The organism is Bacteroides cellulosilyticus (assembly GCF_020091405.1).
Classification (GTDB): Bacteria; Bacteroidota; Bacteroidia; order Bacteroidales; family Bacteroidaceae; genus Bacteroides.
This window is the reverse complement of record NZ_CP081903.1, coordinates 1,146,472-1,163,109: the sequence shown is the minus strand read 5'-3', so window position 1 is coordinate 1,163,109 and position 16,638 is coordinate 1,146,472. Positions and strand designations below refer to the sequence as shown.

Sequence of the window (16,638 nt, the reverse complement as noted above, 5' to 3'; positions counted from 1 at the left end):
ATATGAAAGATGTTTTATTTATAATAGAAGGGTTGTTTGGCGGTGGAGCAGAGCGAGCTTTGGTTGAATTGTTGAAGCATATAGACTATGCCCGATATAATGTTACTTTAGGAGTCGTATTTGCTGGTGGAATATATACTAAGGAGATTCCTTCTCAAGTTAACCTTTTTCATATCTTTTCTGATAATGAGACTTCTTTTGAATCTTCTTTGAGAAGAAAGGCGTTAAGATATTGTAAGAAGTATGGTAATACTTGGCTGCTAAAGTTTTTATTTAGGCAGAAATGTAAGAAACATCATTTTGATACTATAATATCGTTCATAGAAGGTTATCCTATATTGTTTCATAGTACCATTTGTAAATGGGCTAAACTCAATATTAGTTGGATTCATTGCGATTTATATTACCAGCATTGGACGACGGCCTATTATCATAGCGATCATGATGAAAAACGATGCTATGAGAAGATGGATAAGATCGTGTTTGTTTCTCGTAACTCAATGGAGTCTTTTAATAGATTGTACGAAACGTCAAATGATAAAATGCATCTATACAATATTGTAGATGCGGAGAATATCCGCAGGTTGGCTAAGCAAAAGGTCGTGATGCACGATAGATTTACAATAACTTCTATTGGTAGCCTCTATAAAGTTAAGGGATATGATCGTCTGGTAAGAGTAGCTAAGCTATTTAAAGATAAAGGTTATGCTTTACGTTTTCAAATTCTGGGGCAAGGGAAGGAATTTGAATCTTTGCTTCGAATGCGTGATGAATTGGGCTTACAGGAAGATGTGGTATTTTTAGGATTTGAAGAAAACCCTTATCCTTATTTAAGGCAATCAGATATATTTGTTAGTACTTCGCTGTCCGAAGGGCTTTCTTATGTGATATGTGAAGCTTTGGTGCTTGGAATTCCAGTGGTTGCTACAAAAACCTCAGGAGGGATGGAGTTGCTGGAAAATGGTAAATATGGCATATTAACAGAACATGATGATGCATCTATATATGAAGCTATAAAGAAACTGGTCGATAGTACCACCCTTTGCAAGGAATATCAGGAAAAAAGTTTATCTCGCTCCAATATCTTCAATATTGATGAGACAATGGCGCGATTCTATGAAATTATTTGAGTCTATATTTTATTTAAGTATTTTTGAGAGCAATAGGACCGCCTTTTTCATTCGCTTTTGTGTACGACGTTTCTTTTCATTGGCCATTGGAATGATGCTTCCTAATATTGAATTTTTGAGGTTGTCCAGTTCCATTAAGGAAGCATAGATACGGGCGGGAATATTTTCTTTTATCCATCTGTTGCGCTCATAGAGTCCAATGGAACCGTTGGTGGAGCTAAGTCCTGTACTATCGAAGTTGGATATCAGGATGTTGACATGCTTATAGCTGCATCCTTTTAATACGATATTGTCAACCATATGTATCCAGTCTGATACGATTCTATAATCTGTTCTGTAAGTTTGGCTTTCGAATAGCGAGTGATGTATAAAAGAGGCAGGGTGTGGTAGAAAACTTTTTAGCAAAAACAAACCATCTACTTCTTCGGGAGGAATTATATCTTCATATTCTGTATTTGAATACACCATTCTTAGATTCCCACAAATATAGTTGGTTCCATCAAAAGGGATGGAATCTAAGACATTGCCGTCAAATAGAAAGTCTCCGGAGTTTAGAAAGAAGATATATTCTCCTTTGGCATGTGCGATTCCTTTATTCATGCCGTCATAGACTCCTTTGTCTGGTTCGGATACCCAGTATGATAGGTGAGGAGTTTCTGCAGCATACTTAGCAATAGTTTCTGCACTTCCGTCTGTAGAGTTGGCATCTATGATGATATGCTCATAATCTGTAAATGATTGTGATTGAATGCTACGTAATGTTTCTTGTAGCCCCAAATTGTTGTTAAAATTGACTGTAATAATACTAAGCACTGGCTTTACCATATCTCTTCTTTTCTTTCTTTTTTGCTTTTGTTTTCTTTCAAGGCCTTCAAATATACTTCTTTTGTTTGAGACGCAGCTTTTTCCCAAGAATATAATTTCAATTGTTCGGATCCTTTATGGATAAGCTCTGCGCGCAGAGCGTGGTTGTATATAACACTTGCAATGGTATCTGCCATTTCTATCTCGGAATATGGATTAAAATATGCAGCAGCATCTGCTGCTATCTCAGGAAAGCAGCTGGTATTGCTTATGATAGCCGGACAAAGACAGGCGTAAGCTTCTATGATAGGAATGCCAAAACCTTCATAAAGCGATGGAAATACGAAAGCTTCTGCCTGATTGTAGAGCGTATATAGTAAGGTATCAGCAGCCTGAATGTGCATAAGCTTTTGGGAGATATTTAGTGATTCAAATAATTTCTTTTCATCCATAGTAAAGGAGCTACCAGTACATATTGCATATAACTCTTTGTCTTTAGATGATAATAAAGAAAAGGCTTTGACAAAACGGGCGAAATTCTTGTAGGAATATCTGGTACCAACATATAAGATAAATCTTTTGGGAAGTGTTACGGAATCCTTTCGAGTAGGCTTTTGCATATTGGTTCCATGGTATATGACGTCAATTTTTTCGGGTGCAATATGTAGTAAATCTATGATATCTTGCTTGGTGTTTTGGCTTATTGCAATAACTCTATCCGCTTGCGTAACAACTTTTTTCTTTTGCTCAAAGCTTAACTCCCTGTCTTCTTTTGAAAAGAATTCAGGCAACTTTTCATAGATCATGTCATGTACGGTAATGACATAAGGGTTATTTCCTATCCAGTCAAGGAAGTATGGTTCATAATAAGTTGCATGCAGCAAATATTCAGAAGATGATCTAAGCATGTGCTCGGAGAATTTTCTATTCTTCTGGAGAAGTTTATTTTTGTACTTATTGAATATCCACTTTGGAATAGGCAGGCGATGCTTGCACAGTTTAGATTCTTTCAAATAGATATTTTCAGAATATCGTACAGATATATCGAATGTGATATTCATTCTGGGGATTATTTCACAGAAATATCGTGAGATACCTCCGAATATCTGATAATCAAATATCTGAGAATCGTACAAGATATATGGTTGATTCATGCTTTTTGATTACTTTTTTCTATAAATGTTAGTAATAGAGAGCGGAATTCATTCTCAAATCGTTTTAAATTCCAAGTATTTTTTGAATATGATATGTTTTCCTCTATAATTTTATGGAACTCTTCCTGGGGAAGTGTAACTCCCCATTCAATGGCCTTGCTTATAGCTTCAACGGATAACTCAGGTAACAGATATCCGTAATGTTCTATTTGGTCTATTGCTCCCCATTGAGAGGTGATAGGGATGACACCCATTTGCATTAAAGTTATGACGGAGCCAGGGCAGCCTTCACTACCAGATGGAAAGATATTGAAAGCACAAAGATAGGCTAAGTCCATGAACTCTTTGGAGCTGGTATCGAGAAAATTGTAAAATGTTATATTGAGGCATTTTTCTATTTGCTTTTGATAGAACCTTATGAATTCCTCATCAAGTGGTCCGACTACATGCAAATTGTATTGGGGGTTCTCTATGAAATACTCTAAAACTAAATCTAAACCTTTCAAAATACTTCCACTAGAGCCAAACCACATGAAATCCTTCATTGAGACACTTTGCAATTTATGTTTTAGAGCACACTCTTGAACAAAATTGCTAGACTGATTAATTATATTAATTTTGCTCTGCAATTTGGAAGGATATGTTTGGATAGTAAATGAGCTTCCTATTTGAAAAATAACGTCAGCTATCTCGCAACTGTTATGCGCATCCACTAAACGCGAATATGGTAAATGTGTTCCATGTTTTGTATTAAATAGGTCTGTCCTGTTTTTTACCATTGTGAGTTGATGTTTCCAATAAGCTCCTGTCGCATAGTATATTTTAAGAGCTTGGGGATTTCTTTGGCTCATGGTTATGAAGTTTGGTTCTAAACCAAATATGATATCATACTTTCGAGTATCGCATTCTTCAGGGGCATTGAAAAGTGCAATCTTAACATTATATCCTAAACTGTAAAATATATTGCCAACAACTAGCGCTTCTCTTTTATTCTGGTGAGATAGCATGTATTTTATATTATTTTTATTGTAATATACATCGGGAATATATGAAATATATACCCATTTTCTATTAAATAGGGAGTAGAGAAAGTGACGTTTCTTGTTTCTTCTGAATATTCTGAGTTTCATGGATAAATTCGTTTTTAGAATATTTTTATTTAGATAAAGCTGAAGTACATGTCTTATAAAGATGTTTAATACTATAAATAAAACATATCTTAATTATATTCAAAGAACAAAGATATAAAAATATCCAATGATAATAGTGTAATTGCGACCTAAATCTATGTTGATAAAAGAGTTCTTAAAAAAGATAAGGGATATTCACTTTTAAGAAACGTAAATATTATATTTGAAATATATTAATGTAGAAGTGTAAATATATTGTTAAATTCATGATTGAATAGGCCAAAATATGAGTTTTCAACCTCTTTAGCATCCCACTTATTGTGCCAATGATATGCGAATGCCCCCGGAAAGAAATCTTTGTAACTATTGATATTGGGATCTTTGGCATAATCTTTGTCGAATTCCCTAAAGAAGTCAGAGAATTCTCTAAAAGGCATTCCCTCACAATATCCTCCCCATAGTGGATCAAAGAAAGCGCAAGGGTAATTTCTTAGATTTTCTAATTTCTTATCTTTGTAATTGAATAGTACCCAAGGCATTGCTGCTTTCCTTTTTTGTAATTTCTTTGCTAAGTAATTAGTTATATAGCTATTCTTGCGTAAATATAGAATGGCACTGTTGGCATATGATTGGTATTCCCATGCATAGACAAACTCATGGCCTTTTAATAGGGGAGTGAAGTCTTTCAAAAACATAACATCAAGATCGAAATATAAACCTCCATATTTGTAAAGAGAGATAATTCGAAAATCGTCCCCCTTGGCTGCAAGATTCTTGGGGGCATTAATATATGTCTTAATTTTGGAAAAGGGAGTATCACTAATTTCGTCTTCAACGTTCCACGACAATATTTTTATGTGACCTTTTAGTTCTTGTAGATATGAGTTGCTCTCGATTTGTGTATATCCATTTTCTGAGTCCAACCATAGCCATATTTCTATACTTTCCATATTTTGTGTACACAACAGACTTTTAATAGAGAAAGCTTGCTTGATACCAAAGGTTCCATGCCAGTAAGCGTGGAAAATAGTTCTTTCAGCAAGTAACTGAGATGATTGTTCTCTTTGAAGATCTGATATTTTTTTGAGATATAAATCTTTACGTTCTAAAATGTTCCAATTTGTATAACTGGACTCCAGACTTTCAGTATAGAATTCATTTTTTCTTTCGAAATAGTTTTTTAAGCTTCGAATCATATCGTATTGTTTTAAACTGGGTTACTTAAATGTAATGGTTGTAATTGGGTCAGACATGTCAAATGTAAACTTAGATATATCATTTATATTGTTAGTCTATAAATGAGCCTAAACAGTACTTTGACCTTAATTTGGCAAAGATAAAATATTTGTGGATACAATTAATGTATTTTGCTTTAATAATAAAGACATTTTATATCAAACAGTGTTGTTTGGGAAATATCTAAAGATACAAAAAGCCAGCTAACTCCCAATGAATTAGTTGGCTTTAACTTTGTGGCTTTTGAGAATATCCCCGATTAAGTGGAAGGTAAAAAGACATAAGAGTTGTAAACTTGTATGAATTTATTTTAAGAAACCTCCCCTGGCATGAACTGGGGCGTATTTTATTTTAGGAAACTTTTAGGGTGTTTCTTATTTATTGCAAACTAATCGTTGATGGGGTATACGTATCCAGTAATTCCTTCATATTTATATTGACCATACCATAATTTAGGTGCATATTGTAAGTCATAGTGATGCTCACCATTTCCCCAATAGACGTATAAAGGAACAGTACCTGGTACTTGATTTCTATAAATGTATCCAACAACTCCTTCAAGTTTATATTTTCCGTTTAATAAGGTTGGCGTTGAGTCTAAAGTATAATAATGTTCTCCGTCACCCCAGTATCGGTTTAGAGGTACACTTCCATTTTGTTGCTTTGCTAACAAATAGCATGCTACTTGTTCATAAGTATATTGGTCATACCATAATTTTGGGGCATACTCTTGCGCAAAATAATGTTCTCCATTTCCCCAATATCGATAAAAAGGAACTATTTCAAGAGCTTCAACGCTCTTGCTATTAATGTAATTAATAACTGCTGTTTTTAGTTGTTCTTTTTTTACTGGGTCCTCGACTAAATCATAGATTGGATAGGTTGCGTTCCAATTGACAGATATCAATACCGAATGTGCGTCATCCACAGAATTTGTCCATTCTCCTAAGTTTATGGTGAATGTTGGAGTTGAACTTATAGTCATTGATGTGCCTGATGTGGAGCCACCGTGTGATTTTATGAAAAGTTGCCAATTGGAGTTTTTAGTATTGCTTTCTTGTATGCTAGTTGTACTCCATGATCCATTGGCATCAAGTCCAATGCCTGAAAAATTAGCTTTAGCACCTGCACTTACAGTTTTTGTTTTTTCAGTATGGTTATTCTCTTCTACGATAGCAGATTTATATAATCCTGTGTATTTCCCACCAACAGTGAAGTTTGTCAAGACATGTGTTCCATATTTGAGTACAATTTTGTCTGCTGAATATTTTTGAATATCTGATAAGAATGATGGGGTTAAATATTTGGATAATGAGTTTATATCTGTGTTTAGAAGGTATCTTCTTTGCTTTTTTATAACTTCTGCTTTTGCATATGAAAATTTGGTAGAAAATGAATATCTTTTATCAGACTCAAGTTTAGTAGAAACTGTACCTGAGAAAAAACCATCTTTTTTCACATCTATTAAAGAAGCTACAGATCCACTAAAATCAGTTTTAGTTCTTATGTCCTCAAGAAACGAGTAAGCATTTTCCCCTGCATAACAGTTCTGCTCGATAATGCCAATAAATGGATTGTCAAATCGATATTTATTGTCACCATCATTCACAAATGCTTGGACATTTATGACCTGTAGCTTTACAGCATTTTCACCTAAATATTCATCAGTGATGTCATAGCCATATCCTAAAACATCATATTTTTCATCACCGGTAGTTCGTGTGTTAATTTGATCTACCTTTTCATTTAAAAATGAATCTAATTCTTCATATTCTTGGGAACAAGAATAAAGAAGAGGCAATACTGCCAATAAAAAATAAAATTTCTTCATGGTATTAATATTTAAAGTTTAACAATTATCGAAGGTATGCATATTGGCGATTAAATCCAATTAATTAAACATGCTTATAAACATGAATTTCATTTTAATAATAAATGTAATCTAACTATTTGTCATGCAGAAGGTTGGTTTTTCTATTGTTATGTAAGACAAGGGCGCATTCTGATTTCATGTTTCTAAACACACTCTTTGAATTGGATTAAATATTGAATATTCTTACTTTTGGTAATTGTTAAACTTTAAATATTAATACCATGAAGAAATCTTATTATTTATTGGGCTTTTTGCCTCTTTTCTATTCTTGTTCAGAAATAGAGGATTTACCAAAGGTTGAATCTTTAGTGTCAAATGTAACAACAAGGGCGGCTGGAGATGGAGTGTATGATGTATTAGGTTATGGCTATGATATAACCGATGAATACATGGGCGAGAATTCAACAAGGTTGAAAATCTTAGATGTAGAAGCATTTGTGAAAGCAAATCCTAATAGATTTGATAAGCAATTTTCAGGGGTAATTGATCAAAGATGTTTTGCAGGAGCAAATGCGCAATCTTTTTTATCTCAGATAATAACCGATACGAATTTTAGTGGTTCTGTAGGTTCTTTACCAGAGAAAAAGGATAAAGAAGGTTTTTTCTCAGGGACTATAACGACGGGATTCAAAACAAGTTCAAAATATTCTTATTCTTCAAAATACTCATTTGCTAGAGCGGAGGTTTTTAAAAAGCAAAGAAGATATTTGCTGAATACAGATATTGAAACCTTATCTAAATATTTGTTGTCTTCTTTTATTGAAGATTTAAATAAGTATTCTGCGGATCGAATTGTGGAAATGTATGGAACGCATGTTCTGACTAATATAATAGTTGGAGGAAAATATACTGCATATTATAAATCTGCTATAATAGAAGAGAATAGTAGTACGGAAAAGACAGAGATTGTCAGTGCTGGGGCAAAATATAATCTAAGTAATATTGGACTTGATGCTCACGGTTCATGGAGCAAAACGGAAGTAGAGGAACGCAATAAGAAAAATTCTAATTGGGAATGCTATATTAAGGCTCTTGGTGGTTCTACTTCTGGTACTACTATTACGCTCGTACCCGAACAAGGACCAACTTTTACAATTAATTTGGGAGCATGGACAGAATCGGTTGATGACCAGCATTCTAGATTGTTTGATGTCAACTGGAATGCTACGTATCCTATTTATGATCTAATTTCTGATCCTGTGAAAAAACAGCAAATAAAGGAAGCTGTATTCAGATATATTGATAGCAAAAAGATAGAAATATTACCTATTGTACCGGTATATCAATCGTGGAATGGAAAAGATCATTATTATAATACGAATTATAGCCCAACTTATGGGGCAAAGAATGATTGGAAGTATGAGTATGTCGCTTTTTGTATATTTTCAAAACCGGTTCAAGGAACTGTCCCTTTTTATCAGTATTGGAATGGAAAAGATCATTACTATACAGTTGGTTATCATCCTGGAGGATATCAAGGGTATAACTTTGAAGGAGTACTTGGTTATGTTTATGATAGGCCTACTGATGGTGCTCTTCCATTGTACCAAGCTTGGAATGGTAGGGATCATTATTATAATACAAATTATAGTCCAACTTATGGGGAAGGTGAATGGAAATGTGAATATATCGAATGTTATGTTCCCAACTAAATGATTTTACTATGAGTTATGTCATATTTTGTTGAGAAGGTAGCCAAATGAGCTACCTTTTTCTTACTATTAATTAGTAAAATTTGCGTCACGGACTGATATTATTGCTGTAAGCAAGAGGATTTTTATTACATGTTGTGCTGGTAATGATGGGAGTTGGGTTGGGATTCTGACAGACTCTCCTAATATATTGGTGGTAGGCTCTGTTGCCATAACTGGTGGGATAGGTGATTTTTACGACATATGGTATGCCTGTTTATGGCAAGCTTACCCTTGGCTGACTAATCAAGAATTATTGGAAATTTTGAAAAAGTCAGCAAATAGATATGATGTTCCGGAACTGCCTTATGGTTGTGGTATTGTTGATATTCAGAAAGCCATAGATTTAATTGAGGCTATGCAGGAGGAATAATGGTAAGTGCTGTCTGTAAACAGCAAAATTCTTCTTTTTTTGCTGTTTGCAAACAGCAAATGCTTGTAATTGTAGTCTGAATTTATAATATAAGAATGGAGCAAAGAAATAAAGGAGATTTATGATATGTATCCTGATTTGCGAGTTGTATTTAGTACATCTTCTTTATTTAATATACTGAATGCGGTTGCCGACTTATCCAAGTGTTGTATTTCCTATGAGATGCAAGGACTTTCATATTGGCAGATGATATAGAAACCCCTTATCGGCATAAATTGCCAATCTGGATTGTTGGTTTTCTATATTGATTATACCTCTTCACATACAGGCATATCCATCCCTTTATACACCACTACAATTTTATGCAGTTTTGTGTTGCCGACAGCATTTTTCACCGTTTCCGTATCGGCATAGCGGCTGGCTTGGGCAATTGCTTCCTGACGCAACTCCTCCACACGGCTTTCGGGATCTTTATACTTGGCATACTTCAGTTCTACAATGTAACTGTGTTTCATGTCGGAGTAGATTTCCAGCAACGGGCAGAGAAATATATCGACATAGCCGGCTTGCGTATCCTGCTCTGAAATGGGACGATAGAAACGATTCTGAGCCGTCATGGCAAGGGTGAAGCCGTGGACAAAGAATTCTCCTTTCTGTTTGTCACGCTGGGAGGCATAACGTTTCAGGCAGTCGGCAATGTAGCCGAAATAGGCTTGCCAATCTCCCCGATAGGCGAGGGAGCTGGATAGTTCGCTCTTTTCGTAACTGCTGAAATTAAGGTCAGCTTCATCGTAGGTGCTCAGCAGGTAGGCGTAGAGTTGCTCACGAACCACTTGGTTGGGAATGGTGAGTTTGGTTTTACCTTTATATGTGCCACTGATAGTGAGCATACCGAAATAATAGAGTAGACTCACGAAGTTGTCGGGATTGGTGATGCTGGTGGCAGGAAAACTATCTTTTAAGTCTCCGGTAATATAACCCTGGTTCACTAAAGTCTGGATGATGGAAGCATCGTGGGCGAACTCCTTGTCCTTGCGGATGAGCATGCGCAACTTCTCATAGTCGATACGGATGTTGCTCTCTATCATATTCTGCGGTGCTTTGCCGTCATTATCAAGGTAGTTTTTGACAAAATAGAGTACCATATTAGAGTTGTACATGGTGGTTTCACCGTAACGTCCCTGTGCGAAGCAATAGTTGTCGTACCATGGTTTCATTATGTCCAACAGCTCGTCCACAGTGTGGTTGAAGTGGCTGGTGGTGGAGTAATAGGTCAGCATTTGCCGTACTTCCTCCTCTGTGAATCCTATCATTTCATTGAATTTTGGAGAGAGCGAGTAGTTAGTGCCGATATTGAATCCGCTGGTGAGATCGTCCATCGTAACAGGACTGACGCCTGTGATAAAGCAACGTTCAATGCTGGAATAGGTTCCTGATTTCACCTTGTTGAAGAATGCGCGCAGATAGCCTTCGCCATGTGTCTCGTTGGTGTAGCGGTGCAAGCTTTCGGGATCGGCGAGGATGGCGTTGGTGAAGTGGTCGTATTCGTCGATGAAGAGATAGATTCGTTGGTTGGTTTTGTTACATTCCGTAAACAAATATTCAAATTGCTCTACCGCTCCTTCTTTCTCATCCAGTTTTTCCTTGATACCTTGAGGAAGATAATCGGCATAGATATCGCAAAAGTAGTCGAACATAGTTTGGCAATGTGCATCCAGTCCTTTACGATAATTGTGCAGTTCACCAACAATTCCTGAGAAGTTGAGATAGAGCACCAGATAGCTGTTGCGATCACGCGTAGGATATTTCCCGATGTAAAGATCGCCAAACAAAGCATCAAACTTGTCCTTGGCAGCTATATCGTAATAGTGTTGCAGCATGCTTACTGTCAGGCTTTTGCCGAAACGACGAGGACGGTTAAAGAAGAAAAACTTATCCGCGTCTTCTATTATGGGAATAAAGCGGGTTTTGTCTACATAATAACAATCGTCACGGCGAATCACGGCGAAGTTCATCATGCCGTAGGGGATGTGCTTCCTTCTGGGTGCTATATATTCTTCCATAGCTGATGCCCTTTTTAAAAGTTTGCTTTGAATGCAAACAAAGGTACGCCCTTTCCGCTATTTCTCCAAACAAAGATTCTTAAAAACACGGTACACTTTCTTGATTATCTTACTTTCCTCCGAAATAATTAAACCGTATCATCTCATCCGAAATATCATATGCCTTCTTTGCAAACTCCACATCTTCCGGACTATACCCTTTCCCTTCCACGTTCATCTGTGAACCTACGGCGAATCCTTTCTTTTTAGGATTGAGAATACTTTCTCCCAGTCCGGTCCAATAATAATCGTCAAGTTGGAGTAAGTTCAGCAGGGTGGGATACATATCTATTTGCCCCATCACTTCATCGTAACGCATACCTATGGGAGAGTTGACAACGATGAAAGGAGTAAACTGCTTGTCGGACACGATCCCTTTGCCACCGGGACTTTCGCATAGCTCTGCACGATAAGACGCTAAACCTTCGTGATCTCCTGTAATTACAATCAGCGTTTCCTTATATTGAGGGAGCGTTTTCAGATACTCTACGAATTTACCGATAGCCTTATCCGTGTAGCGGGCAGTGATCATATAATTACCCATCTTTTCCGGAATGTTGGAGGAGAATGAAATCTCTCTCAAATATTCCGGTAATATGAATGGAGCATGACCGGAATAGGTAATAAGCTGCATATATGCATTTTCCCCTTCTTTCCAGATCTCCCCTTTTTCTATCTTTTCCTGGCATTGGGCAAAGAATGAGCCGTCTCCGGTACGTTTGTGCGTGCCGAAAGCTTCCGTCAGTTCGAAGTCGTGATAGGCGATAATGGTATCCATACCGAAACTTTGGGCTATGGGACCTTGATTCCAGGTGGATATCTTATCTATGGTGAGCAGATAGTTGCGCGAATGGCTCTTTTCGTGCATGGCTTTCTGCAACGAAGGATAGACATGATTGGGGTATTGGCTGCTGTACGTGCCACTGTTGATGGGCAGCAATCCGGTACAGAGCATAAGTTGGGCATCTATGGAGCGTCCGCCTTTTACCTGTGTCAGTACGTGTGGGGCATAGATGGTGGTGGAGTCTTTCAGAAGTTTGTTCAGGTAAGGGGTGATTTCTTGTCCTTCCACTTCTTTCTCCAATACCCAGCTCTCCAATGATTCTGCCAGAATGATGATACAATTGGTGCGGCGATTAATACTACTGTCCGGCAGGGCAACTTCATGTTTGGGCTTTTCACTTAACCATTTTTCTATCTTTGCTTCCAGTTCAGGAGTTAACTTTTGCTGCTGACCTACCAGATCATAGCAAAGGCTACCGAAAATGGTATAGAGAGAAGGTCCGCTTGAGCAGAAATATGCTTTGTCGCGATACTCCTTGTATGCATTTGAAAATCCGCCTTTAATCAGGGTCACTGTGCCAAAGATACAGATGATGACTGCAAGTACCACCGAATAAGCAAGTACCGGTGCGGGACGCTTCTGGTGTGCGGTTTTTGTACGCCAATGAATGACGGCAGCCGCAAGGGTGGATAATGGGAAAAGTATATCATACCAGCGAAGAGAGTCGAAAACGCTTCCGGTGAAATCGGCTAAGTTTCCTGATAATCCGTAGCTGTTCAGAGGAATGGCGGTGTAATAGGTTCTGAAGTACATAAGATTGGCTATCAGCAGGAGATCCAGCAGGAGCATGATGAACGTCTCTGTTTTCCACATGCGGAAAAGGGCGTAGGGGATAAGCAATATAAGTGTGGCTATCAGTTTTGTTGTATAACATTCAACTGTAGAAAGAGAGGCGAAAGTAGTCGGGATACACCATAATATATCGAATAACATGAATTTCAGAAAAATAGTGATTCCGAACGTCAGCATGGACTTATCGATCTTTGTCATAATAAAGCGTTTGTTTTATATCCGGGTGCAAAGATACGATATATTTTTCCGATATCACTCCGTGTGCTATATAAATGAACTACAGAACTTATTTGTCGGGGCTTGTATGGATAAATCTCGTTAATATTGGATATATCTTCTTTAACTTAAAGATATTTCTTGTATCTTTGCACCCTTAATTCGTTAAATCCCAAGCAATGAAGGAATTCCTGCAATTGATGCGACGTTTTGTGTCGCCGTATAAGAAGTATATAGGATGGGCAATCGTGCTCAATGTTTTATCGGCTGTTTTCAATGTATTCTCATTCACTTTGTTGATTCCAATCCTGAATATCCTGTTCAAGACAGGTAGCGGGGAGAAAGTATACCATTATATGGAGTGGGGCAGCGATGATTTGAAAGATGTAGCAATAAATAACTTCTATTACTATGTTACTCGGTTGATAGAGGTGCATGGCCCGATAATGACGCTTCTGTTTATGGGGCTTTTCCTTGCTCTCATGACGATGCTGAAAACTTCCTGCTACTTCGGTTCTTCTGCGGTAATGATCCCTTTGCGTACGGGAGTTGTTCGTGATATACGTATCATGGTTTATTCTAAAGTAATGCACTTGCCGCTTGGCTTCTTCTCTCAGGAACGGAAAGGAGATATTATTGCCCGTATGAGTGGTGATGTGGGAGAAATAGAAAACTCCATTACCAGTTCGCTGGATATGTTGCTGAAAAATCCGATTTTGATTCTGTTCTATTTTACAACACTGATTATAACCAGTTGGCAGTTGACCCTGTTCACCATCGTAGTACTTCCCGGAATGGGCTGGCTGATGGGGAAGGTCGGCAAGAAGCTGAAACGCCAATCTTTGGAAGCGCAGGGCAAATGGAGTGACACCATGTCACAGCTGGAAGAAACTCTGGGTGGCTTGCGTATCATTAAAGCCTTTATTGCAGAAGATAAAATGGTGGATCGCTTTACCAGATGTAGTAATGAACTGCGTGATGCGACCAATAAAGTGGCCGTTCGTCAGGCGTTGGCTCATCCGATGAGTGAGTTCCTGGGAACGCTTTTGATTGTATTGGTGCTTTGGTTTGGCGGTATGCTGATTTTGGGTGATGAGCATTCTTCGCTGGAAGCTCCGACGTTTATTTTCTATATGGTTATTCTGTATAGCATCATAAATCCGTTGAAGGATTTTGCAAAAGCAGGATACAACATTCCGAAAGGTCTGGCCTCCATGGAACGTGTGGATAAGATTCTGAAGGCTGAGAATCCTATTAAGGAACCCGTAAACCCGCTTCCTTTGCATGGTATGAATCGGCAAATCGAGTTTAGGGATGTTTCCTTCAGTTATGATGGGAAGAGGGAAGTTCTGAAACATATCAATCTGGTTGTTCCGAAGGGGCAGACGATTGCGTTGGTTGGGCAGTCCGGATCGGGAAAATCTACGCTGGTAGATTTGCTTCCGCGTTACCATGACATACATTTCGGTGAAATCATGATTGATGGCGTTAGTACCAAGAATTTCCGTATTCATGATTTGCGTGGCCTGATAGGAAATGTAAATCAGGAAGCGATCCTGTTTAATGATACATTCTTTAATAACATAGCATTTGGTGTGGAAAACGCCACACTGGAGCAGGTAATGGAGGCGGCGAAGATTGCCAATGCGCACGATTTCATTATGGAGACAGAGCATGGATACAACACAAATATCGGTGATCGTGGTGGCAAGCTTTCCGGAGGACAGCGTCAGCGTATCAGTATTGCCCGCGCTATTTTGAAGAATCCGCCTATTCTTATTCTTGATGAGGCTACTTCTGCTCTCGATACGGAATCCGAACGTCTGGTGCAGGAAGCTCTGGAGCGTTTGATGAAAACCCGTACTACAATTGCTATTGCCCACCGTCTTTCTACTATTAAAAATGCAGATGAAATCTGCGTACTCTATGAAGGCGAAATTGTGGAACGCGGCAGGCACGAGGCTTTGTTGGAGAAGAATGGATACTATAAGCGATTGAATGATATGCAGTCTCTGTCTTAAACAGAAAGCTGATACAACAATAAGTTTTTGTCAGTTTTACCTACACTACCTACACCCGGGAGGGTAAGATTTTCATTCATAGCATGTTATGTGGTATAGGTAACGGTGTAGGTAGGTGTAGGCAATTGGTTTGCCTACACCGGCTTTTTTACTTTTCTTTATTGGAGTGGCGATAGGTGATTGCAACGACATTAGGGCTACTCCTTTCTTTATAATATAAACTAACATCTTGTTGGAATACAGTGTTTTACGACTATCTGGCGCTAGGGAACTTGCCTTCCTGCATTTGGAAACGAACGTTTCCCTTAATGGGAATTATCGTTTCCCTTAATGGGAACGCTCGTTACTCTTAATGGGAACTGTCGTTTCTCTTAATGGGAATGCTCGTATCTCTTTGTGGAAACGCTCGTTTCCTCTGTTGGGAACGGATACCGAAGCTTGTTTTGTTGACCTTAATGAATAGAGGAAAGGGGAATGGAAAGGCTTATTTTCTTCCGAAATCGGCAGGTATTTCTCCCCACTGTTTAGTTTCCCACTTCATGATTTTGGTGGTGTAGGTGTTTTCGCGCAGCCACTTTTCGGCGCGCTCTATCAGCTTGAATAGCTCTTCTGTTTTGGGTTCACGTGGCAGTTTTGTCTTGCATTTTTTCTGTTTTATCCAGCTGATGGCATTCACACTGTCGCTGTAGATGGGCATATCGAAGCCTTTCTGTTTCAACAGGGCGAGTCCGTGGACGATAGCAAGAAACTCACCGATATTATTCGTACCATATACCGGTCCGAAATGGAATATTTCTTGTCGGCTGGCTACGTGTACACCGCGATATTCCATAGCTCCGGGATTACCGCTACAGGCAGCGTCTACGGCGAGACTATTCTCTGTTACACAGGTGGGGAGAGGGGCGTCGGCATCTTTCTTGGGAGCATGAGCAGCGGCGGGTGCCCGTTTGATATATTCATACGGAGAGGAGGCGAAGGCCTTTTCCGCTTCTTCGCGCGTCTCGAACGATTTGTATTTCGCTCCTTCGTAGCCTTTGATTTGTAACTGACAGTCCGTCCAGGAAGTATAAATGCCCGGATTGACGCCTGACCATACAACGTAAAATTTCTCCTTTCCCATATCGGGGACAAAGGTAATGCAAACCGGAGGCAGTACAAAATAAGCTTGCTTAATTTTTAATGTTAAGATGTAGCTTGGCTTATTTTGGAAGTGGAGAAAGATGATTGTGTAGAGAAAAAGTGGTAAATACTTTGCTGCAAATCGGATAATCC

At 38.3% G+C, this 16,638-nt stretch carries 12 protein-coding genes and 1 pseudogene; 5 read left to right on the top strand and 8 right to left on the bottom strand.

Features of this window, described 5'->3' with window-relative positions; all coding sequences use genetic code 11:
* Positions 1 to 2: 2 nt before the first annotated feature.
* Positions 3 to 1,130: a glycosyltransferase gene (locus K6V21_RS04055; protein WP_224320918.1), complete on the top strand. Its 1,128-nt coding sequence runs from the start codon at positions 3 to 5 to the stop codon at positions 1,128 to 1,130.
* Positions 1,131 to 1,139: 9 nt separating this feature from the next.
* Here K6V21_RS04055 and K6V21_RS04050 read toward each other — a convergent pair whose 3' ends face one another.
* From K6V21_RS04050 to K6V21_RS04030, 5 genes are all read right to left on the bottom strand, one after another.
* On the bottom strand, positions 1,140 to 1,955 hold the full coding sequence (locus tag K6V21_RS04050; RefSeq protein WP_224320917.1) for a glycosyltransferase family 2 protein: 816 nt from the start codon (positions 1,953 to 1,955) through the stop codon (positions 1,140 to 1,142).
* On the bottom strand, positions 1,949 to 2,995 hold the full coding sequence (locus tag K6V21_RS04045; RefSeq protein ID WP_317197611.1) for a glycosyltransferase family 1 protein: 1,047 nt from the start codon (positions 2,993 to 2,995) through the stop codon (positions 1,949 to 1,951). The genes K6V21_RS04050 and K6V21_RS04045 overlap by 7 nt, the downstream gene beginning before the upstream one ends.
* An 89-nt stretch (positions 2,996 to 3,084) precedes the next feature.
* The gene (locus K6V21_RS04040) at positions 3,085 to 4,218 is read right to left on the bottom strand and encodes a glycosyltransferase (RefSeq protein ID WP_224320915.1); all 1,134 of its coding nucleotides are present in this window, start codon (positions 4,216 to 4,218) and stop codon (positions 3,085 to 3,087) included.
* A 233-nt stretch (positions 4,219 to 4,451) separates the two neighbouring features.
* On the bottom strand, positions 4,452 to 5,414 hold the full coding sequence (locus tag K6V21_RS04035; RefSeq protein ID WP_224320914.1) for a glycosyltransferase: 963 nt from the start codon (positions 5,412 to 5,414) through the stop codon (positions 4,452 to 4,454).
* 428 nt (positions 5,415 to 5,842) lie between these two features.
* Entirely contained in the window at positions 5,843 to 7,285 is a 1,443-nt protein-coding gene (locus K6V21_RS04030) for an MAC/perforin domain-containing protein (protein ID WP_224320913.1), read from the bottom strand.
* 263 nt (positions 7,286 to 7,548) lie between these two features.
* On the opposite strand from K6V21_RS04030, the gene K6V21_RS04025 reads away from it, so the two are divergent.
* The 3 genes and pseudogenes from K6V21_RS04025 to K6V21_RS04015 form a co-directional block, all read left to right on the top strand.
* Entirely contained in the window at positions 7,549 to 8,979 is a 1,431-nt protein-coding gene (locus K6V21_RS04025) for an MAC/perforin domain-containing protein (RefSeq protein ID WP_224320912.1), read from the top strand.
* A 193-nt stretch (positions 8,980 to 9,172) separates the two neighbouring features.
* Positions 9,173 to 9,391, top strand: coding sequence for a hypothetical protein (locus K6V21_RS04020; RefSeq protein ID WP_224320911.1), 219 nt, complete (start codon positions 9,173 to 9,175; stop codon positions 9,389 to 9,391).
* Between the two features lie 96 nt (positions 9,392 to 9,487).
* Positions 9,488 to 9,631, top strand: a pseudogene (locus K6V21_RS04015) (AAA family ATPase); the annotation flags it as partial.
* Positions 9,632 to 9,699: 68 nt separating this feature from the next.
* On the opposite strand, the gene K6V21_RS04010 reads toward K6V21_RS04015, so the two are convergent.
* Positions 9,700 to 11,454 (bottom strand): AAA family ATPase, encoded by a 1,755-nt coding sequence (locus tag K6V21_RS04010; RefSeq protein WP_224320910.1) that lies wholly within the window; start codon positions 11,452 to 11,454, stop codon positions 9,700 to 9,702.
* 109 nt (positions 11,455 to 11,563) lie between these two features.
* Positions 11,564 to 13,327, bottom strand: a complete 1,764-nt coding sequence (locus K6V21_RS04005) for an LTA synthase family protein (protein ID WP_224320909.1) — start codon at positions 13,325 to 13,327, stop codon at positions 11,564 to 11,566.
* A 197-nt stretch (positions 13,328 to 13,524) separates the two neighbouring features.
* On the opposite strand from K6V21_RS04005, the gene K6V21_RS04000 reads away from it, so the two are divergent.
* Positions 13,525 to 15,366 (top strand): ABC transporter ATP-binding protein, encoded by a 1,842-nt coding sequence (locus K6V21_RS04000; RefSeq protein ID WP_224320908.1) that lies wholly within the window; start codon positions 13,525 to 13,527, stop codon positions 15,364 to 15,366.
* A gap of 484 nt (positions 15,367 to 15,850) precedes the next feature.
* Here the strand turns inward: K6V21_RS04000 and K6V21_RS03995 are convergent, their stop codons facing one another.
* Positions 15,851 to 16,486 (bottom strand): viroplasmin family protein, encoded by a 636-nt coding sequence (locus K6V21_RS03995; protein WP_217716162.1) that lies wholly within the window; start codon positions 16,484 to 16,486, stop codon positions 15,851 to 15,853.
* Between the last annotated feature and the right edge of the window lie 152 nt (positions 16,487 to 16,638).

What these genes read in the sequence shown, in the direction of transcription:
- K6V21_RS03995 (WP_217716162.1), bottom strand. Translation starts at nt 16,486, where the DNA reads ATGGGAAAGGAGAAATTTTACGTTGTATGGTCAGGCGTCAATCCGGGC.
- K6V21_RS04025 (WP_224320912.1), top strand. Translation starts at nt 7,549, where the DNA reads ATGAAGAAATCTTATTATTTATTGGGCTTTTTGCCTCTTTTCTATTCT.
- K6V21_RS04040 (WP_224320915.1), bottom strand. Translation starts at nt 4,218, where the DNA reads ATGAAACTCAGAATATTCAGAAGAAACAAGAAACGTCACTTTCTCTAC.
- K6V21_RS04045 (WP_317197611.1), bottom strand. Translation starts at nt 2,995, where the DNA reads ATGAATATCACATTCGATATATCTGTACGATATTCTGAAAATATCTAT.
- K6V21_RS04030 (WP_224320913.1), bottom strand. Translation starts at nt 7,285, where the DNA reads ATGAAGAAATTTTATTTTTTATTGGCAGTATTGCCTCTTCTTTATTCT.
- K6V21_RS04035 (WP_224320914.1), bottom strand. Translation starts at nt 5,414, where the DNA reads ATGATTCGAAGCTTAAAAAACTATTTCGAAAGAAAAAATGAATTCTAT.
- K6V21_RS04010 (WP_224320910.1), bottom strand. Translation starts at nt 11,454, where the DNA reads ATGGAAGAATATATAGCACCCAGAAGGAAGCACATCCCCTACGGCATG.
- K6V21_RS04005 (WP_224320909.1), bottom strand. Translation starts at nt 13,327, where the DNA reads ATGACAAAGATCGATAAGTCCATGCTGACGTTCGGAATCACTATTTTT.
- K6V21_RS04050 (WP_224320917.1), bottom strand. Translation starts at nt 1,955, where the DNA reads ATGGTAAAGCCAGTGCTTAGTATTATTACAGTCAATTTTAACAACAAT.
- K6V21_RS04000 (WP_224320908.1), top strand. Translation starts at nt 13,525, where the DNA reads ATGAAGGAATTCCTGCAATTGATGCGACGTTTTGTGTCGCCGTATAAG.
- K6V21_RS04055 (WP_224320918.1), top strand. Translation starts at nt 3, where the DNA reads ATGAAAGATGTTTTATTTATAATAGAAGGGTTGTTTGGCGGTGGAGCA.